The sequence below is a fragment of the Thermostichus sp. MS-CIW-25 genome, from assembly GCF_054060015.1.
In genome coordinates this window covers 13,152-33,758 of the sequence record NZ_JBSSCS010000012.1, presented here as the reverse complement: position 1 = coordinate 33,758, position 20,607 = coordinate 13,152, and the positions used below count along the sequence as shown (strand labels likewise).

The 20,607-nt window shown below is 58.4% G+C and carries 22 protein-coding genes and 1 pseudogene; 10 read left to right on the top strand and 13 right to left on the bottom strand.

Annotated elements, in window-relative coordinates:
• Positions 1 to 47: 47 nt before the first annotated feature.
• The 6 genes from ACVWZ1_RS06310 to ndhN all read right to left on the bottom strand — a co-directional run bounded on the left by ACVWZ1_RS06310 (position 48) and on the right by ndhN (position 6,298).
• Positions 48 to 1,196 carry a glycosyltransferase gene (locus ACVWZ1_RS06310; protein ID WP_457466689.1) on the bottom strand — a complete coding sequence of 383 codons (1,149 nt, stop codon included), beginning with the start codon at positions 1,194 to 1,196 and terminating at the stop codon, positions 48 to 50.
• Between the two features lie 93 nt (positions 1,197 to 1,289).
• On the bottom strand, positions 1,290 to 1,742 hold the full coding sequence (locus tag ACVWZ1_RS06305; RefSeq protein ID WP_414330183.1) for a QcrA and Rieske domain-containing protein: 453 nt from the start codon (positions 1,740 to 1,742) through the stop codon (positions 1,290 to 1,292).
• Positions 1,743 to 1,977: 235 nt separating this feature from the next.
• Entirely contained in the window at positions 1,978 to 2,547 is a 570-nt protein-coding gene (locus tag ACVWZ1_RS06300; protein ID WP_457502878.1) for a Uma2 family endonuclease, read from the bottom strand.
• A gap of 237 nt (positions 2,548 to 2,784) precedes the next feature.
• Complete coding sequence (locus ACVWZ1_RS06295) at positions 2,785 to 4,671, bottom strand: R3H domain-containing nucleic acid-binding protein (protein WP_457502897.1); 1,887 nt, start codon at positions 4,669 to 4,671, stop codon at positions 2,785 to 2,787.
• 54 nt (positions 4,672 to 4,725) lie between these two features.
• On the bottom strand, positions 4,726 to 5,766 hold the full coding sequence (locus ACVWZ1_RS06290) for a Light dependent period protein LdpA domain-containing protein (protein ID WP_457502877.1): 1,041 nt from the start codon (positions 5,764 to 5,766) through the stop codon (positions 4,726 to 4,728).
• An 88-nt stretch (positions 5,767 to 5,854) separates the two neighbouring features.
• Positions 5,855 to 6,298, bottom strand: a complete 444-nt coding sequence (gene ndhN, locus ACVWZ1_RS06285; protein ID WP_414417381.1) for an NAD(P)H-quinone oxidoreductase subunit N — start codon at positions 6,296 to 6,298, stop codon at positions 5,855 to 5,857.
• A gap of 278 nt (positions 6,299 to 6,576) precedes the next feature.
• Between ndhN and msrB the strand changes: the two genes are divergently transcribed.
• Together msrB and ACVWZ1_RS06275 are read left to right on the top strand one after the other, a co-directional pair.
• The gene (msrB, locus tag ACVWZ1_RS06280; RefSeq protein WP_414350127.1) at positions 6,577 to 7,080 is read left to right on the top strand and encodes a peptide-methionine (R)-S-oxide reductase MsrB; all 504 of its coding nucleotides are present in this window, start codon (positions 6,577 to 6,579) and stop codon (positions 7,078 to 7,080) included.
• Between the two features lie 49 nt (positions 7,081 to 7,129).
• Positions 7,130 to 7,933 carry an FTR1 family iron permease gene (locus ACVWZ1_RS06275; protein ID WP_457387581.1) on the top strand — a complete coding sequence of 268 codons (804 nt, stop codon included), beginning with the start codon at positions 7,130 to 7,132 and terminating at the stop codon, positions 7,931 to 7,933.
• A 398-nt stretch (positions 7,934 to 8,331) separates the two neighbouring features.
• On the opposite strand, the gene ACVWZ1_RS06270 is transcribed toward ACVWZ1_RS06275, so the two are convergent.
• From ACVWZ1_RS06270 to ACVWZ1_RS06255, 4 genes are all read right to left on the bottom strand, one after another.
• On the bottom strand, positions 8,332 to 8,544 hold the full coding sequence (locus tag ACVWZ1_RS06270; RefSeq protein ID WP_011434185.1) for a CP12 domain-containing protein: 213 nt from the start codon (positions 8,542 to 8,544) through the stop codon (positions 8,332 to 8,334).
• Positions 8,545 to 8,801: 257 nt separating this feature from the next.
• Positions 8,802 to 9,482: an energy-coupling factor ABC transporter ATP-binding protein gene (locus ACVWZ1_RS06265; RefSeq protein WP_457502876.1), complete on the bottom strand. Its 681-nt coding sequence runs from the start codon at positions 9,480 to 9,482 to the stop codon at positions 8,802 to 8,804.
• A gap of 37 nt (positions 9,483 to 9,519) precedes the next feature.
• The gene (locus ACVWZ1_RS06260) at positions 9,520 to 9,789 is read right to left on the bottom strand and encodes a hypothetical protein (protein ID WP_414332008.1); all 270 of its coding nucleotides are present in this window, start codon (positions 9,787 to 9,789) and stop codon (positions 9,520 to 9,522) included.
• Between the two features lie 151 nt (positions 9,790 to 9,940).
• On the bottom strand, positions 9,941 to 10,399 hold the full coding sequence (locus ACVWZ1_RS06255; protein ID WP_414384097.1) for an MAPEG family protein: 459 nt from the start codon (positions 10,397 to 10,399) through the stop codon (positions 9,941 to 9,943).
• Between the two features lie 214 nt (positions 10,400 to 10,613).
• Here ACVWZ1_RS06255 and ACVWZ1_RS06250 point away from each other — a divergent pair, with 214 nt between their 5' ends.
• Positions 10,614 to 11,807: an RNA-guided endonuclease InsQ/TnpB family protein gene (locus tag ACVWZ1_RS06250; RefSeq protein WP_457502875.1), complete on the top strand. Its 1,194-nt coding sequence runs from the start codon at positions 10,614 to 10,616 to the stop codon at positions 11,805 to 11,807.
• An 18-nt stretch (positions 11,808 to 11,825) separates the two neighbouring features.
• On the opposite strand, the gene ACVWZ1_RS06245 is transcribed toward ACVWZ1_RS06250, so the two are convergent.
• Positions 11,826 to 12,230, bottom strand: a complete 405-nt coding sequence (locus tag ACVWZ1_RS06245; RefSeq protein WP_414332012.1) for an SHOCT domain-containing protein — start codon at positions 12,228 to 12,230, stop codon at positions 11,826 to 11,828.
• Between the two features lie 162 nt (positions 12,231 to 12,392).
• Here ACVWZ1_RS06245 and glmU point away from each other — a divergent pair.
• From glmU to ACVWZ1_RS06210, 7 genes and pseudogenes are all read left to right on the top strand, one after another.
• Positions 12,393 to 13,748 (top strand): annotated as a pseudogene (gene glmU / locus ACVWZ1_RS06240) (bifunctional UDP-N-acetylglucosamine diphosphorylase/glucosamine-1-phosphate N-acetyltransferase GlmU); the annotation flags it as partial.
• 36 nt (positions 13,749 to 13,784) lie between these two features.
• Entirely contained in the window at positions 13,785 to 14,291 is a 507-nt protein-coding gene (locus tag ACVWZ1_RS06235; protein ID WP_414355965.1) for a PPC domain-containing DNA-binding protein, read from the top strand.
• Positions 14,292 to 14,381: 90 nt separating this feature from the next.
• Positions 14,382 to 14,834 carry an RNA-guided endonuclease InsQ/TnpB family protein gene (locus ACVWZ1_RS06230; protein WP_414355920.1) on the top strand — a complete coding sequence of 151 codons (453 nt, stop codon included), beginning with the start codon at positions 14,382 to 14,384 and terminating at the stop codon, positions 14,832 to 14,834.
• A 406-nt stretch (positions 14,835 to 15,240) separates the two neighbouring features.
• Complete coding sequence (locus ACVWZ1_RS06225; RefSeq protein WP_414328976.1) at positions 15,241 to 15,687, top strand: pentapeptide repeat-containing protein; 447 nt, start codon at positions 15,241 to 15,243, stop codon at positions 15,685 to 15,687.
• Positions 15,688 to 15,739: 52 nt separating this feature from the next.
• Positions 15,740 to 16,015 carry a lipopolysaccharide assembly protein LapA domain-containing protein gene (locus ACVWZ1_RS06220; protein WP_011434193.1) on the top strand — a complete coding sequence of 92 codons (276 nt, stop codon included), beginning with the start codon at positions 15,740 to 15,742 and terminating at the stop codon, positions 16,013 to 16,015.
• Between the two features lie 197 nt (positions 16,016 to 16,212).
• Positions 16,213 to 17,472 carry a 4-hydroxy-3-methylbut-2-enyl diphosphate reductase gene (locus tag ACVWZ1_RS06215; protein WP_457502874.1) on the top strand — a complete coding sequence of 420 codons (1,260 nt, stop codon included), beginning with the start codon at positions 16,213 to 16,215 and terminating at the stop codon, positions 17,470 to 17,472.
• 26 nt (positions 17,473 to 17,498) lie between these two features.
• On the top strand, positions 17,499 to 18,449 hold the full coding sequence (locus tag ACVWZ1_RS06210; protein ID WP_414422536.1) for an AEC family transporter: 951 nt from the start codon (positions 17,499 to 17,501) through the stop codon (positions 18,447 to 18,449).
• Here the strand turns inward: ACVWZ1_RS06210 and ACVWZ1_RS06205 are convergent.
• The gene (locus tag ACVWZ1_RS06205; protein WP_414423841.1) at positions 18,446 to 18,688 is read right to left on the bottom strand and encodes a hypothetical protein; all 243 of its coding nucleotides are present in this window, start codon (positions 18,686 to 18,688) and stop codon (positions 18,446 to 18,448) included. The genes ACVWZ1_RS06210 and ACVWZ1_RS06205 overlap by 4 nt on opposite strands.
• Positions 18,689 to 18,990: 302 nt before the next feature.
• Complete coding sequence (locus tag ACVWZ1_RS06200; RefSeq protein WP_457502873.1) at positions 18,991 to 20,526, bottom strand: hypothetical protein; 1,536 nt, start codon at positions 20,524 to 20,526, stop codon at positions 18,991 to 18,993.
• Positions 20,527 to 20,607: the final 81 nt, after the last annotated feature.

Here is a 20,607-nt window from a genome sequence, read left to right as displayed (position 1 = left end):
CCGTTGTTGGGCTGCGTGTCTGACACAGTTCGCCAGAATTAAGTAAGTTAATAGTACCACTGCCTGTCTCCTCCCTCGCGGGCTGCCCAGGTGGGATCCCGGCCAATCTGCCTGCTCCAGGCCAGAAACTGCTCTGCCATCGCGCCCAGGGAATAGTGCTCTTCTGCCCGTTGCCGACAGCGGCTCCTGTCGATGTGATCTAGGCGCTCTACAGCCTCTGCCAAAGCTGCCACGTTGTCCGGCTCGACGATCCAGCCGGTTTCTCCATCGCTGACAATTTCCGCGGGCCCACCCCGGCGGTAGGTAATCACCGGCACGCCACAGGCCAAAGCTTCCACCGCCACCAAGCCAAAGGCCTCCACCCACTTGGGGGTCATGATCAAGGCTGAGCATTGCCCCAAGATCCGCTGCATTTGCGGGGTGGGCAAAAACCCTCGGTAATCCAATTGGGCATGCGGGTACTGCTCTTGGATCTGCTGCCAGTAGCCTGGCTCTTGCAGGTGGCCTAGGATCACCACCGGCCTTCCCGTCTTCTCGGCTAGGGCAGCACAGTCTTCCAGGCCCTTTTCGGAGGCAATGCGCCCAATCCAACACAGGGATCCATTCCCTTGGGGCACAAAGTCGTAGAGGCGCAGATCCACCCCGCAGGGCAGATAGACAAAGGGATCCCGACCTGCCGCCATCTCGGCTCGGGCAAAGGCAAAGGTCTGGGCTTGCGCCTGCGAATGCACCGCCAGCCGACCAGGGTAGCGATGGGCAATGTGCTCTAGAGCCTGATCGACGGCATCGCTGAGGGATCCCATGCTAACAATGTGGGCCACCGGGGTGCGGAAAAAATCCGTCAAATAAAACGAGAGCCAATCGTAGCTCCAGTTCACGATTAGATCGAACTGATCTTGCAGGTGGGCAGCCCGCTGCCACAGGTTGGCCAGCAGAGAGGGGGTGTGGATCAGAACCGGCTGATCGCGGCGCTGGGTTTGCGCATAGGCCGGGGGAAGGCCCGCCACCGGCTCGATCACCTCCTCCGGCAACTCCGCCATTCGGGATCCCACAGGGGCCAACACCCGCACTTGGGATCCCATCTGGAGTAAGACACGCGTCAGGTTGGCAAGATTGAGCTCCACACCACCACCGGCCCCGGATCCCAGAGGTCCAACAGGGGTGGAGAGGAACAGATAGCGGTAGGGACGAGCCATCGGGAGAGTCTCGGCAGCTCAGCCCATTATCTTCTCAATCCGGATACCCGACTCCTTCTGCCTGGTCTCAGAGCCCCCAGCCTGCCCAGAACTTTATGAGGCTTTGGCTACAAAAATTTCTCCCTTCTCCACCTTGACCTTGTAGATGGCCAGGTCTGCCTTGGCCGGGCCACGGGTACGGCTGCCATCGGCAGCAAAAGCCGAGCCATGACAGGGGCAGACAAAGTTCTCCCCCCGCCAGTTCACATCACACCCCGCATGGGGACAGGCGGCATCCAAAGCCAGCAGAGAATCTTCTTTTTGCGGATCCCCGACCAGCCAGAGGGTGGCGGTGTTTTTCCCAAAGGCGTTTTCCACCTTGAAGGGGCCATCTTTGAGATCGGCCAGAGTGGCAACTTTCACAAACTCCGGCTCAGAAGCCTTAGAGCCAGAAGCAGTTCCCTGGGCCAGGGCAAAACGGCGCCGGGTAAACCCAGGTAACCAACCCACCAACGAGCCAAAACCGAGAGCCAGCCAGCGAAGAAAACCACGACGATTGTTGTACATGGCTATGTGTCCTTGGAGGTGTGCGAAATGTAGGTCATGAGCCAGCAAAAGACCGGCCCCTTCAGAAGGGATCCCCGTACAAATGCTGCCCTTAACATTTTGTTACACCGGAACAGTTTCGGCCAGGGCCAAGCCGCACTTTTTCCGGCTAGAGTACGCAGCAGCAGGCATCTTGGTTGCTTCATTGATTTGGCCGATGGGATGGGATCCCTTTCGGCTGTTGTACGCCTGGAGCCTAGGGTCGGGAGGTAAACAGCTCAGCAACCGTGCAGACAAAGCCGGGCAACAGGGGAGAAGACAACGCATCCTGAGCCAACAGCGTTTCTACCAAGACCAACTGGGCCTGTTGTCTGCGATACACCTCTACTCTCTGAGCCAGCCGATCGACGATCCAGTACTCTTGCACCCCATGCACAGAGTAGAGTTTCCGTTTTGCCAAGCGGTCTCGATCCTCATGAACTTTTCCAGGTGATAGGACTTCAACCACCAGCTCAGGGGCACCCCGAAAATGTCCTGCTTCATCTTGAATCTGTGATAGCCGCTCATAACTAACCCAAACAACATCGGGAGACACATTATCAAATTCGGAAAAGAGGATCCCTGGCATGATTGAGGGTTCTCCCAATCCTGTTTCTAGCGACCACCGATGCAGTGCGGAGAACAAACACCCGATAATGTGCTGATGTTTGTGATGAGGAGAGCGAGTCACCAGCAGTTCTCCGTCGATGATCTCGTAGCAGATCCATTCATTCTCTGGAAGAGCCTCGATATCCCGAGTGGTCCAGCGTACTTCTGTAGCAGTCATTAGCTATCCCTATAGCAATAAATGGTGCTATGCCCAGGGCACCCTGCTGCTGTACCTACGACACTGGGCCGACAACTGCAACGCTGTCGCAACAGCGGGAACCGCACTTGGCGTAGCCAAATCTTAGCCCAGGATCCCGTTCACAGAAGCGGGACGGAGTCCTCCCTCTCTGGCCACGACGGCTCAATGGGTAGAGCTTCTACGGAGCTGAACTATCGGTTGAGCTATCGTGTGGGGCTAGTTGGGATAGATGCGCAAGCGGCGGTTGGGCTCTTCGCCAAAGCTTTGGGCCCGCAGGTGGTAATGTTCCACCAACTGGTGTTGGAGCTTGCGGATCAGAGGCGAACGGGGCAAAAGTTCCACCGGCTGAGACTTGGGAATGACAATTTGCTCCACCGCCAGGCGGGCTTCTTCCAGAGCTTCGGTTTCATCGCCTGAGCTGGCGCGAATGAACAGCTCCAGGTCGGAATCGGATCCCTCTTCGCTTTCGATGTTGAGAATATGGCGCAGGGCGCGAGCCAGGGCAATCAGAGTATTGGCCTTGACGGTGTGAATCGGGATCTGGCGGGAGTGGGCCATCTGCTGGATCTTGGAACGGCTACGCACTTGGGATCGCAAGGCCAAGACAATGTCTGCCTCGTCTAGATCTTTGGTGACATCCGCCGACAGTTTCAGGGTTTGGATCACCTGCTCCAGGTAGAAGCGGCTCACTCCGTAGGGGTAGATCATCAGCGGCCCATCCGGATTCTGCTGCCGTCCTGTCGGGGCTAGGGCGGATCCCTCCCAGTCCAAATCTTCTTCTTCGTCAGAGCCGGATTCTACTCTGGATTCGGCCACCACCTGAGCGGCAGGACGGGATCCCGCCGGCGTTAGCGGGACGGAGTCCTCTCGCCTCTCCAGGAGCAAACCCGATTCTCCTTGCTGCTGCGAGCGACTTTCAAGCGGCTCTGAAGGCAGAGCTTCCATCCGTCCAGAGCGTTGCCATCCTCCCCGCTCCCGTGCTGCGGAGATTGTGCTGCCGGCAGGGGGCCATTGGGGGCCAGATAGAGCCGGGCGCCCGTTTGCGCCAGCGGTGCTCCGCACTATCACCACCTGGCCGTGTTCGTCTAAACTGCGGGTTTGGGTCAGCGGCTCGCGGTTGCGCAAGAGACGATCCACAGTGGCGGCCACATCTTCGTGGATGACCCAGCGGGATCGCTCCAGCATCTCTATGGCAATCTCAAACGTGGGGGGGGCTTTGCGCTCCAACACACTCTTCTGAGAGCCCCGTCGCCGCGCCTCTTCATCTCCCAGGGTGACCGATTGGATCCCGCCCACCAAGTCTGAGAGGGTGGGATTTTTGATCAGGTTGTCGATGCGGTTGCCATGGGCAGTGGCCACCAGTTGTACCCCCCGTTCGGCAATGGTACGAGAGGCCAAGGCTTCCAGTTCGGTGCCGATCTCGTCGATGACCACCACTTCGGGCATGTGGTTTTCCACTGCCTCGATCATCACCTTGTGCTGCAGCTCTGGGCTGGCCACCTGCATCCGTCTGGCCCGGCCAATGCCCGGGTGGGGCACATCGCCATCGCCAGCAATCTCGTTGGAAGTGTCGATAATAACCACTCGTTTGCCCAGCTCATCCGCCAGCACACGGGCAATTTCCCGCAGGGCCGTGGTTTTGCCCACCCCCGGTCGGCCTAGCAACAGCATGGAGCGCCCCTGTTCCACCAAGTCGCGGATCATGCTGATCACGCCGATAACGCAGCGACCCACCCGGCAGGTGAGGCCAATGATTGTGCCTTGGCGGTTGCGGATGGCACTGATCCGGTGCAGGGTAGAGGCAATGCCTGCGCGGTTGTCACTGCTGAACTCTCCAACCCGGCTGATCACCTGATCCAAGTCGGCCCGGGTGATCACGTCTTCTGAAAGGTAATCGGCAAAGCCGGGGAAGCGGGCTTCGGGGCGGCGACCCAAATCCAGCACCACCTCCACCAACCGATCCAAGTGGGGATGCTGTTCTAGGCGCTCACGAATCGGAGCAGGCAGGATATCCAAAAGCTTACTCAGGTCGTCGCTGTATTGAACCTGGCCGGGAAAGCCGGTACGTTCACGTAAGCGGTGCGGAGCACTTTCCGGATCCATCGACGGACTTGGGGTTGAGGGCTGTACGGGGAAACTCATGGCTGAGCAACGTCGTTAAACGCAGGAAAAACAGGTTTGCCTAAAAGCAACGGATCGCCGCTTTACTTGCTGCACCAACTGCTTGGCCAACGGGATCCCTGCCACCAATCCAGGATTCCATCCTGACTCCGATGAGCTGTGGGCTGGCCCTTCCAGATAGGCTGACACCAACTGTCGCGCGTAGCTGCCGAAGGCTACCCCCGCCACCGGCCACCGGGGATCCAACAGCGGCACCGTTTGGGCGTTGGTTCCTCCTGCCAATTGCACATAGCCTGGCAGACCCATATTCAGTACCTTCTCGGCCAACTTTAGGGCAGCTTTGCCGGTGCCAGCTCCAATATCCCCACTCATAGGCCGGCCATCCACCTGCCAGATCAACACCTCCGGCAAGGGATCCATGAGGGCCAGCAGATCCCTCAAATAAGCCTCTAGGCCCGGACCATCGTTAAAGCTAATCGAGATGGCCTGGAGCTGAGGTAGCCAGGGCTTCAGGGATCCCCACAATTGCTCGAATGACCTCTGGCGACCGATGCAGGTGTGAATCTCCACCGCTTGAATGCCCAGCTCGACCAAAGGCGGCAAAACTTCTGACAAAGCGACCTGGTAGCCGAAGGTGGCAATGCGCCGGTGGGGGCAAACCGGCTCACAGCGCCCACAGCCGTAGCACAGCTCTGTCTGGATGTGGACTTGAGCAGGAAGGGCTGCCTGGGTCAAAGCATGAGGGGGACAAACTGCCAGACAAGGCTGAGGACAGTCGGCAGGACAAACAGGAGCCGTCAGCACCGCCTTGCGGAAATGCACGTCTTCACCGTCATTGACGCTGACCATCAACCAAGGGGATCCCGCCTGGGGATCTTCGGCTTGTGCCCGTTGGATCCCTTGTTGAGCGGCCCGCACTATGGCCGGATCGGCAGCGACATCAATGCAATCTGCCCCGGCCAGCGTGTAAAGGAAAGCCAGCTCCCGAACCGAGGGCAAGTGGTGGAAACTTGCACCGCAGATCAACTTAAACCAGGTACCCTGTTGCAGCGAGGCGGTTGGCAAGGTCACAGGCACAAGAAGCCGCTAGCAGGATGGAAATCTGAGCCGCAGGCCATCTACTTGAGATGGTAGCAAAGAAATTTCCAGGATCCTGAAGAGAGGTTCAGGCGCTCTGCAGAGGTTGCCAACGAATTGACCGTTCTCGGCCCAGTTCCACCACAAACTTCACTCCCTTGTCTTCCCGACTCAGCTTCACCAGGTAGGAGAGTTCCTGTTGGCTGAACACATGCCCTTCGTAAAACCAGAACACCAACCCCTTAGCTTTTGGGGGCAAGGTGGCCCGATACTGCTCGATCAACGCCGGGAAAAAATAGGTGCGCCGCTCCGACTTGCCCAATGTGGCAGGCCGTACCCCATGAATGCACGTCAAATAGCTGGCCAGATCCCCGATTCCCTTGCTGGAGAGCGTGACCACCTCATACCCGGCTCCGCGCAGCCGCCGCAGGTAATGTCCTTCGGACCCCCCTTCTGGGGTTACAAAGATGGCCAAAGCTCCAGATTGCTCCAGTTGCTGTACAAACTTTGCACCTGAGCCGACCAGCAGCATAGGAAAAACTCCATGACTCGTCTAGGGTTGGACAAGCAGCCCACGTGAGCTCATTGTAGCGGGAGCGGGCCCGAAGCCGGGGATAGAAGCTGTCGATAGAACCCATAGAAAACCCATAGAAGAATACTTGCCTACTTCCCTGTTTTGCAGGAGGGAACGTAAAGAAGAGTTAAGATATAGATGACCTACTCGCAAGTCTCAACCCAGCGGTGGCGGACGAAGACGGATGGATCCCTCTAGTAGGGATGGCCTCCCCGCCACTTACACAGCGACAACAGATGAACCTCATCATGCGACGACGCGAGCTGTTGACCTTGGCGGTGGCCGGGTTGATTACAGCACCCCTCAGCTTAGCAGGAGAGCAAAGAGCAATGGCCCAACAGACTTATCCCTTCACCAAAACCGACGCCGAGTGGCGGCAACTGCTCACCGAAGAGCAATACTATGTGCTGCGCCGAGAGGGCACTGAGCCCCCCTTCCGCAACGCTTACTACGACAACAAAGCCCCAGGTATCTACGTCTGTGCCGGCTGTGGTCAGGAGCTGTTTTCCTCGGCGGCCAAGTACGACAGTGGCACCGGTTGGCCCAGCTTTTGGGAGCCGATTGCTCCCCATGTGATCGGCACCAAGACGGACTGGAAATTGTTTGTGCCCCGCACGGAAGTCCACTGCTCTAACTGCGGTGGACATCTGGGGCATGTGTTTCGGGATGGCCCCCCACCCACGGGTTTGCGCTACTGCATCAATTCTGCTGCCCTCAAGTTCATCCCAGCCACCACTTAGAAATCCTCTTGGCTCCAGCTAAAACTGAGCCGCCTGTCTGGGTGAGCCTATGTCGGACTACACGTTCCTGGATGCTGCTTCGATTCTGCTGCGGGAGGGCCTGGAAGCTCTCTTGGTGCTGGTGGCACTGCTGGCCCTTATGAGCAAGAGCGGGCAATCGGCTCAGAAGCGCTGGGTGTGGCTAGGGGGATCCGCGGGCTTGCTGGCAGCGGTGATGCTCGGTCTGCTGGTGAAGCTGTTTTTCCAGCAGATGCTCACCCACACGCGACAAGAGGTGCTGGAAGGGATCACCGGGCTGGTGGCAGCAGGCTTGTTGTTCTCGGTCAGCCTTTGGTTGCACCGCCGGGCTGCAGTGGCTTCTTGGCAAACCTTTGTGCGGGAACAGGCGCAGGCGGCACTGGCCACCGGTCAAGTGTTTTCCTTGGCTTTTCTGGCCTTTGTGGCGGTGTTTCGCGAGGGGGCGGAAACGGTGCTGTTTTATGTGGGGTTGGCCCCTTCCCTCTCGGCAAAAGATTTTTGGCTGGGGATCGGCCTGGGATCCCTGGTGTTGGTGGCACTGGCGATCTTGCTGCTGCAGGTGGGGCTGAAATTGCCGCTGGGAGTTTTTTTCCGGGGTCTAAGTCTGCTGATTTTCTACTTGGGCTTTAAGTTTTTGGGCAGTGGCTTGCACGCTCTACAGGTGGCGGACTGGCTGCCCATCACTCCTCTTGTTGGGATCCCAAAGCTGCGCTGGCTGGGCATATATCCTACTTGGCAGACGCTGCTCCCCCAACTGCTGCTGCTGGGAATAGCCTTCGCCTTGTGGGTGAGGCAATGGCTGCGGGCTGATTCTGCTCAGAGGCTTTCTTCGTGAAAAACGCTCTCCACCGGCACTGGGGATCCCATAAGCCATAAGTTTGATGAATCCCTGTCCTGGTTTTGATGGATGGCAATGATGCAGGTCACAATTTCATAGTCGTTTCAGGTTGGGACAAGGCGACCGAGGTACTGGGAAAAGCCTTCTGGCCCTGTGCATCTAACGTTTTAAGTGCGGGTGCAGTGTCCTGGTTTGAATCAAAACGACCCTAAAAAGAAAGCGCTCTGTACGTCGCGCCTGAAACCGCACCCAGTCAAGCCTTCCAGTCCAAGAAAGCAAAGCCTACCGGCAGGGATCCGGCAGGCCGCTGGATTTTGTCGGAGATCCCCAGTAGGAAACCCTGTCGATCGCTACGGAATCGACAGAGAGCATCCACTCTGTGGGGTTCCCGAGAATCAGGTATCGTAGACCCGGCATTCAACAGCATCTGGGTTTTCGGCGCAGTGCTGCTCTAGGCTGCTGGGAGTCCTCGGCTGGTGGCTGCGAGCTGCCAGCACTTCTTCAACTGCGTCCCAGGCCGCACGGCAGTGGGGATCCCCTTCGCCGTACTCAGAGCAGACGTTGCGAGCATTTTCCAGCTCTTTGGCGATCACTTCAGACAGTCCCATGTTCTCAAGCTCCTTTAGACTAGATGGGGCCGGTGGCCCGCTGATGTAACCGGTTGACGCAGAACCTGTAGGGATTCGGTGTAACCGAGGATCAACAGGTAAAAACCAGCCGATCCAGATGAGGAATGAGTCCAGGATAATGACCTTGTGCCAACCGAATTGATCAACCGGATACATTACCCATTCTAAACAGTGACGGCAGGGGGGTGCAGCTGCGCTTTCGCGATCTCTTTGGGATCAGGATGCGCAGGGATCCCTCAGGCCCCAAACAGTTGTTCAATCCGTTGCCGCACCTGCTCTGGGGATCCCTGTTGACGCACTTGACCTTCCGAGAGCAAAATCGCCCCGTCTGCCCATTCCAGTTCCGCCAGCCGATGGGTTACCCAAAGGGCGGTGATGCCTTCTTGATCCACCAGTTGCCGGATGCACCGCAGCAAATCCGCCTGGCTGTCGGGATCCAACAGGGCTGTCGGCTCGTCCAAAAGCAGCACCTCGCTGCGCCGGGCCAAAGCCCCTGCCACCGCCACCCGTTGCTTCTGTCCGCCGCTGAGGCCGTGAATGGGCCGACGGATCAGGTGCTTCAATCCCACCTGCTCCAAGGCTGTTTCCACCCGCTGGTGAATTTCCGCCAAGGTCAGAGCCTCTGCCCCCAAGCCAAAGGCCACATCGGCTCCCACCGTGGGCATGAACAGTTGGTGATCCGGGTTTTGAAACACATAGCCCAGCCGACCGCGAATCTCCAGGCGGCCCGAAAGGGGCCGAGGATGGGTCAGGGATCCGGACAACAGTTGCAACAAAGTGGACTTGCCGCTGCCATTGGGCCCCAACAGCATCCACAACTGGCCCTTGGGAATGACAAAACTGCACGCCTGCAAAACCGGCGGACGTTCCGGCCAAGCAAAGGTCAGACTCTCCACCCGAATGGCCACCTCAGACATGGGGATCCCTTAGCGGCAGAGGGATAAAGAGCTGTCCTCAGCTTTGCAACTGGGCCAAAAAACCGGGACGGGCTCCCATGGGGCTGGCGCCGCCCGACTTGGAAGTCATTTGCACGCCACATAGCTCACCGGTGAGCAGGAACACCTTTTTGCCGGTGCGGTCGCAGGTCAGCTCCAAACTCTGAGGGGATCCACTCTGCAGAGCATTGACGATGCTTTGGTAGGCCCGGTTGGCCGCTTCTTCCTCTTTTTGGTGGACAACGATGGGGGCAGGGTTCCCTTTCAGGAGCAGTTCCAGAGTGTACATGGCTGACCGTTGCGTAGTGGGCCGTGGGACAAAAGAGAGGCACCCAGAGGACGCCGTTGGCGACAGCAGGACGAAGTCCTTTTCCAGTATCGCAGGTTGGGCCAGGGTACCGGCAGGCTCAACAAATGACGGGGGAGTTTCTCTCGCCAGATTAGGCCAGGCCGGTGCCGAGAAAAGGCAGCAGGCTAATCAGCAACAGGCCCAACGTGGCCAGGGATCCCGCCAAGAAGGAGAGGGATCGCCCAATGGGAATATCGGCAATGTAGAAAAAGTTGTAGAGCAGCCGCGCCAGCAGAAACACCCCACACAGCACAGCTACCCCTTCATCTCCGCTGAGGCCAAAATACCAGGGATCCGGGTGTGGGCCGGTGATGTAGGCAATCAACGCTGCTGCCGCAAACATCCCAAAGGTCTCAAACCCGTTGGCATGAGCCCAGGTGGCCCGCTGTCCATATGGAGGTAGCCTATCGAACATAGCCCGAGGGGCATGCAGGTCGTAGCCGACGCGGGCACGGGCATAGCCCACCACCCCCATGGGCAGATAGACCAAGAGCATGGCTGCCGCAATAGAGAACAGGGGGATAGCTGCGAGAGGAAGGCTTGGCAACATAAGGCAAAAGGACGGTGCAAGATAACAGGGGAGAGGAAGGAGCCCAGCTCGGGCAGGAGCTATTGCCGGGAAAATCAACACCAGAACCATTATCCATCTATCGGGCTGTCTATCCAGGCAGATGCTTGCGTCAGCTAGAAATCGCAGGAGCCCCGCACTGTACCCGTAGGGTCAGTGTCGGGAGGAATGCGCTTTGATGAAGTACAATGAACTTATGACCCAAGTCCTGACCGTCTCCTGTAAGCTCAAGGCGTCCCAGTCGCAAGCCGCCAAATTGGACGCGACGATGGAGGCTTTTGGCCAAGCCTTGAACTGGGTCAACCAGAACACGCCGGAGAAGATCGTCAACGCGGTCAAACTGCAATCCCTTTGCTACTACGAGATTCGAGCCCGGTTCGGCTTGTCCAGTAACTTGGCTCAACAGGTGTGCAGACGGGTGGCAGGCGCTCGCAAAGTGGCGAGACAGCGCAACCGTCCAGTTAAAGAGTTCAAGCGTAGGTTCGTTACCTACGACGCACGCATCTTCTCATTTCGTGAGAGAGACTGGACGGTGTCGCTGACCACGGTGGAAGGGCGAGAGCGCTTTGGACTGGCCATTGGTAACTACCAGCGTGGGATGCTGGCTGGCTCCAACCCAAAAGCCGCCACGCTAGTCAAGCGGAAAGATGGCTCCTACTACATCCAGATTTGCGTAGAGGAAAAGCCACCCAAGCAACAAGAAACCGACAAGGTGATCGGGGTGGATTTGGGAAGGACGGATATTGCTCATACGTCAGAAGGGGACAACTGGAATGGACAGCAGCTGAACAGAGTCCGAGACCACTACTCCCGATTGAGGGCGGTACTTCAACGCAAAGCCAGTAAGGGCACACGCAGTTCGCGGCGCAGATGCCGTCAACTGCTGCAACGGCTGTCTGGCAAGGAGAGACGCTTTCAAGTGTGGGTCAATCATCGCATCTCCAAAACTATTGTCTCCAGGGCAAAAGCCACAAACAGTGCTATTGCTCTGGAAGACCTGACAGGGATCCGGGAAAGGGTCAATCAACAGCCACGCAGCAAAACCGAAAGGCGCAGGGCCAACAGTTGGGCGTTCTACCAACTACGCCAGTTTCTGGAATACAAGGCGAGGGTTGCAGGGGTTTCTCTGGTTCTTGTGCCGCCTGCCTACACGTCGCAGACCTGTCACAAGTGTTTACACATCCATCCCGACCCTGCGCAATCCTACCGCAGTGGAAAGAAGTTTAAGTGTGGGCACTGTGGATGGGAAGGGGATGCGGATTTGAATGGTGCAAACGTAATTGCGCTCTTGGGGGCTGCCGTAAACCAGCCTAGAGGTCCGGGCTTGTTTTGTTCTCTGGTAGAGCAGAGCAGGCTCAGGGCTACTGAAAGCCCGCTCCGTACCGCTTAGCGGTCGGAGCCGGGTAGTTTACGAAATCTTGCGGATTTGCCGGCGGCGCTCCTCATATTCAGCGCGGGTGATCAAGCCCTGTTTCAACTGGCTTTCCAACTGCTGTTCGGGATCCCGGGCTTCTCGCCCTTCCACACTGGTCCATTCCAGCTCGATCAACTCTCGGTTGAATCGAAAATCGAAATCGGCATTGCTCATGGTCAGGATCCACAGCCCTTCCAGCAAACAAAGGGCGCGTACCCCGTAGCTGAGAATCTGCAGCGGGATGGAAGGAACGAACACCATCAGCCCCGCCACCAAGTAGCCCCAGCCCCAGCGTTGGTGCCCCATATAGAAGCGCTGCAACCCTGGAATGAACACCCCCAGCATCGCCAGCCAGCCGGCCACCTCGCGGACCAACCGCCGACGTTCCTGTGGGGGCATATCAGGGCCCCTGCCCTCGGCCATAGACTGCACCAGCTAGATGTGCCATTAAGCTAGCTCAGTTTTGGCCGCACAGGGCTCAGGAACTTGGATCCAACCTCAGAAGATTTTTGAGCAGAATCCTGCCGCCTATACTTGATGGGGGCAGTTCGGGGAAGGAACATGGCAGAGCGGGAGCTATCGGTAGCGATCTTGGCAGCGGGCAAGGGCACCCGGATGCGATCACGGCTGCCCAAGGTGCTGCACAAGCTGGGATCCCTGTCTTTGATCGAGCGGCTGCTGCGCACGGTGCTAACCTTGAAACCCCACCGCTGTCTGGTGATTGTGGGTTATGAACAGGAGCAGGTGCGCCAAGCCCTGCGGGAGTACCCGGTTGAATTTGTGGAGCAGGCCCAGCAATTGGGCACCGGACACGCCGTTCAGCAACTGTTGCCCGTCCTGGGCGATTTTCAGGGGGATCTGCTGGTGATCAACGGGGATGTGCCCCTGCTGCGGGCGGAAACCCTGCAAGCTTTGGTGGAGCGCCACCGCCAGGTGAACCCAGAGGTAACCTTGCTCTCGGCTCAGGTGGCGGATCCCTATGGCTATGGACGGGTGTTCTGCGATGCCCAACAGCGAGTGCTGGAACTGGTGGAAGAGCGAGACTGCACCCCAGCCCAACGGCAAAATCGCCGCATCAACAGTGGGGTGTATTGTTTTCACTGGCCGGCTCTGGCTCAGGTTTTGCCCCATCTCAATCGCAACAACGCGCAGCAGGAGTACTACCTAACGGATGCCGTCAAGCGGGTGGGCAAAGCCATCGCTCTGGATGTTGCCGATCCGCAAGAAATTGTGGGCATCAACGACCGCCGCCAACTGGCCCAGGCGTACCAGATTTTGCAGGATCGCCTCAAAGAAGCCTGGATGGAAGCCGGGGTCACCTTTGTGGATCCCGACAGCAGCAGCCTCGAGGAAACGGTGGAATTGGCCCCCGATGTGATCATCGAGCCCCAAACCCATCTGCGAGGGGTGTGCCGCATTGGCTCGGGAACCCGCCTGGGGCCGGGCAGTTGGATCGAGTCCAGCGAGATTGGATCTGGGTGTCACATTCTCTACTCGGTGGTCAGCCACAGCCGCATCGGCAACCACGTCTGGATAGGCCCCTACGCCCACGTGCGCCCCCACAGCCAGATTGGGGATCACTGCCGCATCGGCAACTTTGTGGAAACCAAAAATGCCCAGATCGGATCCCACAGCAATGCCGCCCACTTGGCCTACCTGGGAGATGCCAAGCTGGGATCCCAGGTCAACATCGGCGCGGGCACCATCATCGCCAACTACGACGGCCAGCAAAAGCACTTCACCGAAATTGGGGATCGCAGCAAAACAGGCGCCAACTCGGTGTTGGTGGCTCCTTTGCAGGTGGGATCCAATGTCACCATTGCCGCCGGCTCCACCATCCCTGCCCGCTACCCTCTGCCGGATGACTGCTTGGTGATCGCTCGCTCCCGCCCGGTGGTCAAGCCCGGCTGGCGACCCGGGATCCGCTCTTCCCGCCCCCAGGAGCCCCAGCCCATGCCACCGGGATCCCTCAAGATTTATCCCTTGCGCCTCTTCCCCGGCCAAGATCTCAAGCAGGAACTAGAGCGATTGGCCCGGCAGCAGCCCTTGCAAGCGGGGTTTGTCCTCAGCGCTGTCGGCAGCCTCAGCCAAGCCATCCTGCGCCTGGCCGACCAAATGGGGGATCACCTGCTGTCGGAACGCCTGGAGATCCTGGCCCTGAGTGGATCCCTGTGCCCTGACGGAGTCCATCTCCATCTCACCGTTGCCGATGCCCGAGGCCAAACCTGGGGGGGACACCTGCGCCCCGGCTGCCTCATCTACACCACCGCCGAAATTGTCCTCGCCGATAGCCCGGAGTACCGCTTCTCCCGTCAACCGGATCCGGCCACCGGCTACCTGGAGTTGCACATCCAACCCGTGGCAGGGGATCCCTGCTGGCCGTCCCCACCCCCCCAACCCCAGCAAAACCAGCAGACAAAACCAGAGGCTGACAACAGCAGGCCGAAAAGCTTACAGTAGTCAACATGAGTTACCTAAAGCTAAAGGGGGCTTGTGAGCGCCAAGCCGAAAGCTTCACGGAACTCATGGACGCTTTGCGGTGTGGCGGGCATGTTACTGGGTTTTCGGACGCAACTCATTCTTAACCGCAAGCAAACAACTCTAGCCGCCCAACACGCTGGGGTAGCCCGCCACGCCTATAACTGGGGCTTAGAAGTCTGTCGGCAAGCCCTGGAGAACCAGCAAAAACTTCCCACCGCCATTGACCTGCACAAGCGCCTAGTGGCCGAGGTGAAGAAAGAACATCGCTGGTACTACCAGGTCTCCAAATGCGCCCCTCAGCAGGCATTACGCAACTTGGAGCAAGCCCTTAAGCGCTGGCGGGGTGGGTTGGGGAAGTTTCCCCGCTTCAAACGCAAGGGAGTGCGAGACAGCTTTTACCTGGAAGGGAGTATTCGCACTTCTGGCAACCGCATCAAGGTACCTATCTTCGGTTGGCTGCGCTGCGCAGAGCTGCTCCCGGTGACCACACCCAAGAACGTGGTTGTTAGCTTGAGAGCATGACTCTAGTCAATAATAAGCTCAACTATACTGAAAATAATGTATAATATGTTCAGTACGGATTACTACCAGTTGATCTTTCTGTTTACTTTCGAGTCTGCCAACATGGTAGCCAAAGCAAAGCAGAAAATTGGTAGTAAGACGACACGGAAACTGCGCTTTGGGTATTCTACTCAAAGCTTTGCGGGATACCGCCATTCTGTTTGGAAACAAACAGAATGCTATCGCTGCATAGTTGAACAGTGATGTTCAGCAGTGTTCAGCGTAAATGTATCAGACGCGACAGGCACTGAACACTCTGGAAGTGTTTGTTAGCGTTTCGTAGGTCTTTCGGAGCGGTCATCAGTACCCCGTTGAGCAGCCAGAAATTGTATTGTTAAGCTTAACGCACGGATGGCAGTATCCGGCCATGCCCCGAGTGACAACTGCTGACGAGCTGCTGACAGAATATGCCTCTGGCGAGCGCAACTTTCAAGAATCCAACCTGGTGGGGGTGGACTTGGTGCGCTCCAACTTGCAAGGGGTGAATCTGAGAGGGGCCAACCTCTCCTTTGGCAAGCTGAGTGGCATTAACCTGCAGGAAGCCGATTTGCGCGGCGCCGATCTCAGCTCGGCCAACTTGATGGGGGCCAACCTCCGCGGGGCCAATCTTTGGGAAGCCAACTTGATCGGCGCGGATCTCAGCTTTGCCGACTTGCGGGAAGCCAACTTGCACGGTGCCTACCTTTGGGAAGCCAAGCTGACCCGTGCACAACTGCAGGGATCCGATCTAAGCGGGGCAAAAATCGGCGGAGCAGTGCTGACCGGCGCTGACCTCAGCGGAGCCACCCTACCCGACGGGAGTGTGCGGGCTTGAGCCACCCCCCCAGCAGACAAGGCAGAATGGAACTGTTGCGACGGGATCCCTGATGTTGCTGCTGTTCAACTTGGTCTTGACACTGCTGCTGGCTTTGGGAGTGGCAGTCCTGGCCGGGCAAAACCCCACCACCCTGACCGTACATTTCTTAATGTGGCGCTCGGTGGAGCTGCCTTTGGGATTTCTCATTGCCGCGGCTGTCGGCTTGGGCCTGTTGACGGTGGGGCTGGGCTCTCTCCTCTGGCCTGGGCGCAGCTTTTCTGCCACCGCCCGCCAATTACAAGAGCGGGTGCGCCAACTGGAAATGCAGGATCAACCGCCCCAATAACGCACAATTGCCAAAGGGATCCCTCTGCTTTCTGGCTTTGGCTCAACGGCTTCGCTCCCGCCGTTGACTTGCTGGACGATTTTGTCGGTGGCCCTGAGGAAAGCGTGCCGAAATAGCTCGCCGACTGAGACTGGGCGTAAGCTGAGAAAGGATCCCTTCGCCGTCTGCTTGATCAGTGCGTATCTCCAACCGTAACCATGCCTCATTCCCAACCCACTTCCCCGGATCCCTCTCCCCAAGACCCACGGGCCCTGCGCAAAGCCCTGCGCGGATCCAGCACCTACTTCGCCAAGGGGTTTGAAGAACACAAGGATCAGGCTCAACTGGAGCTGCAAACCACCTACAAAAGCCCCCTTGTGGAGCAAATCCGCGCCCAGGCTTACCGCTATCAGCGGGGCGACATTACCATTCACCTGGCCAGGGCCTTTGGCTTTTGCTGGGGTGTGGAACGGGCGGTGGAATATGCTTATGAAGCGCGGCGACGCTTTCCGGATCGGCAACTGTGGATCACCAACGAGATCATCCACAACCCTCTGGTAAACCAGCACCTGAAGGAGATGGGGATCCGCTTTGTGGAGAAAGGCCCGGACGGCAAGAAGGACTTTTCTCAGATCCGGCCCCAAGATGTGGTGATCTGGCCTGCTTTTGGGGCGAGTGCCTCGGAAATGGCGTTTTTCCGGTCGCAGGGCAATGAGATCGTCGATACCACCTGCCCCTGGGTTTCCCGCGTGTGGAACCAAGTGGACAAGCACCGCGCGGCTCAATTCACCTCTGTGATCCACGGCAAGTACAACCACGAGGAAACCGTAGCCACCAGCTCCTTTGCCGAAAAATATCTGGTGGTGCTGAACCTGGAAGAAGCAGAATGGGTCGCTCGCTACATTTTGCAAGGCGGAGATGCGGCAGAATTTCGGCGGCGCTTCGGCAAGGCCACTTCCCCCGGTTTTGATCCGGATCGCGATCTAGAGCGGATCGGCATCGCCAACCAAACCACCATGCTAGAGGGGGAGACCCGCGCCATTGCTAAGCTCTTTGAGACCACCATGCTGCGCAAATATGGCCCCCAGGAGTTGGACAATCACTTCATGAGCTTCAACACCATCTGCAATGCCACCCAAGAGCGGCAGGACGCCATGTTCGAGCTGCTGGAGCAGCCTTTGGATGTGGTGGTGGTGATCGGGGGGTTTAATTCCTCGAATACCACCCACTTGCAGGAAATTGCCCTGGCCAAGGGCTTGCCTTCCTTCCACATCGATGGCCCCGACTGCATCCAACCCAACAACCGCATCCGCCACAAGCCTCTTCACCAAGACCCGACGGTTACCGAAGGGTGGCTACCCGATGGGCCGGTGCAAATCGGCATTACCTCCGGTGCCTCTACCCCAGACCGCGTTGTCGAGGAGGTGATTCAACGCATCTTCGCCCTGCGTGAAGAACCTCGGCGGATCCCTGCCTAGGGATCCCTTCCCTCTTCCCTTTGAGCGTGCTCAACACCCTTTTTCAGGTTTATCCTCCCTTGCTGGGCTGGACGCTGCTGGGTTTTTTTCTCCAGAAGGGGCTGCCCGGCGACTGGAAGCGTTGGCTGGATCCCCACGCCTTGGGGCGGTTCATGTTCTGGGTGGGGGTGCCCCTCAGCATTGTCGGGTTTATGCAGGGGGTGGATCTGTCGGGCCAAATCTGGGTCGCCCCTCTGATCTGTTGGCTGTCGGTGGGGCTGGGGTTTGCCTTGACCAGCGCCTGGCTGTGGTGGCAGCACCGTGGTGTGGGGGATGTCCCCAACTGTTGGAGCAGCGCACAGCAGGGCAGCTTTCACCTGACCGCCACTCTGGGGAACACCGGGTATTTGGGCTACCCCATCTGCTTGGCTGTGGCCGGAAGGGCTTACTTTGGCTGGGCCCTGTTCTATGATCTGCTGGGCACTCTGTTCATGGCCTACGGGTTTGGCGTGTGGGTGGCCAGCCGCCACGGCAGTTCCCATGCCCAACCTTGGCAGGTGGGCCTCCACATTTTGCGCACCCCTGCTCTTTGGTCTTTTGCTATGGGCCTACTGCTGACCCGCGAACCCCTGCCGGGTTGGCTCTCTCAAGGGTTGGCGGCTTTTGCCTGGAGCATGATCCCGCTCAGTTTGATGATTTTGGGGATGCGGCTGGCCCAGGTGAAGCGCTGGGGATCCTTTCTTGCCGCCGGAGTGGCCCTCTTGATCAAAATTGTGATTGTGCCGCTCTTGGTGGGAATCGGCCTTGCCTTCACCCCCTACCCGCCTCTGGCCAAGCTGGTGCTGGTCCTGCAGAGCGGTATGCCCCCCGCCATCGCCACCCTGGTGCTCACGGAAGAATACGACTTGGATCGGGAAATTACCGTAACTGCCTTGGCCGTGGGGTACTTAGCCGCCTTGCTGACCTTGCCCCTCTGGCTGGGACTCTGGGGATCCTAATAGGCCAGGTGAGACAAGGTTTGCTCGAGGTAGCTATGCACCAGTTGATCCAGCTCTGCTTCCTGAGTGGGCAACTCCCGGCCCTGGAGCCATCCCCGAAAACCCGAGCTTTCCACAATGGCCTGCCGCAATGGCTTCCAAACTGCTTGCGTGCGCAGTGCTGTGAGGGCCTCTGGCTCGCTGGAGTGCTCCGCACCGCTGTTGCGAGCGTGAACGGAGCTGAGAGCAGGATTGGTCATGAGAAGAAGGTGAGTAGGAGTGATCCACCCTCAGAATAACTCGGATCCCAGTTGGCTTTGGCTCTCTAGGATACAAATCTCCCCCTCTGTTCTGAACAAGCCTTCTCTCAGTCGCTCAAGCCAAAAAATCCTCAATATAGTCATTCCAAACTAGATTGAGACACTCCCCAGGCGTTCCGCGCTGCTTCCGCGGCCACCCCCAGACCTTCTCCCAGAGGGAGAGAGGAGCTGGACAGAAATGTTTCATTCCTGTTTAAAATGACCATACATCCCATCAACTCGAGCAAGAGGCCCAGGGATCCCTAAACGAACAATTGGCTGCGCTGCTCGACCCGCAAAGTTGGCCCCAAGGCATTGAGAAGAGAGACGCCGTAGCTGCGGACGATAATGCGGCTATCCAAAATGGCCACCCATCGGGTGGATGAGCTGGAATCTTCTCCCGAATCAGAGCTTTGCCGCAGAGGCGCAACAGCCCGTTGCAACTGGGCAGCGGCCACCGGCAAAAGGTACTGACGGAACCAGTCCTGCTGGGTGCGTTGCAGATATTGCACCCGTCCGGCCACCCTCGGGTCTTCCACAGAAGGGAAGGGCAAAGTGGCGATCACCATCAGCTCAGGGCGCGGCAAGCCAGCCTTGTGGTGCAGCCAGTAGGGCCAGTCGCAGACCAAAATGCCCTTTTCGCCGGGGAACGGGCTGTTTACCCGCACCCGTGAGCCGAATTCGGCAGCCAAAGCCGCCCCCACCTGTGCCTGCAGAGGTTGATCCGACACCAACACCACCACAAAGCCTTGCGCTTGAGGGATCAAGTTTTTCAGCTCTTGCAGCAGGTGATCCCGAAATAGAGGGCTGTTGGGCAGGGGGAGGCGCGGCAAGTAAAGGGAAAGCTCCGCCCCGCCAGAACGTGGCCAACCCTCGCCTGAGGCAAACCGCAGCGGCGTCAAATCCGGCAAGCCCAACCGTCGCCGATAGGTTTCCGCCTGGCGATCCAGATCCAGCGCTTCCCCAATAATCACCACCGGCTGTGTGGCCCAAATGGGGGCCAGCCAATCCTGCAGAGCCGTCGGGCTGTGGTGAAGGGTGAGGCGACCGGTTTCTCGGTCGGTTTCGGCCCACCAAATCCATTTGGAGACGGGATCCCCCTCAGAGCTGAGCCGCCGGCGGATTTGATCCCAGGGATCCGGCAGCCAGCCGGGGTAGCCTGTCACCAAAGACAGCACAGCATCCAGGTGAACCTGTTCATCCGCATGAAGCAGACAGCGGGAAAGAGGCCGCCGCAAAAGCTGCAGGGACAAATTGACCTGAACCTGGGAGAGCTGCTCCGCCTCGGCAGGGAAGATTTGCCGGAGCTGTTGCCAATGGCTGGCTTCCAGGGTCACCGTTAGCGCCTGGTAGGCCCAATCTTCCAGGTCTTCGGCTCCATCCAGGATCAAAGGGATCCCTGTCGGCACTTGCGAGGATCCCTTTCTCAAGCGAGCTTGCAGCCAATCCAGGGGATCCACCAACAGCAACCCCTGGAAATCGGGATCCGGCCAACGGTCTTTTTGCAGGACGGGCTTATGCAACTGCAGGGTGTGCTGTAGCCAGGGGATCTCTTCCCCCAAAATTTGCGCCTGCACAGGAGCTGTGGCACAGAGCAAGGTGGGGTTGGGCCACATCAGGGCCGGCAGCAGATAACTGAGGCGGTGCTGACCCCCAGCGGGCACCTGGATCAAGGTGCTGCGACCCAGCCGCAACCCCCGCGCCACCATGCGAGCCATCGTCAACTGGTGGGGCCACAGGGCTTCGGGAGACTGCCGCAAAAGCTGCCGCAACTGTTGGTGGACTTCAACCTCAATCACAGTTCAGTACGCCGGGGGTCTGCCACAGACGGTAGGGTGAACTAGCCTATTCTAGGGTAGAGAAGAAAACCAAAGCCCATC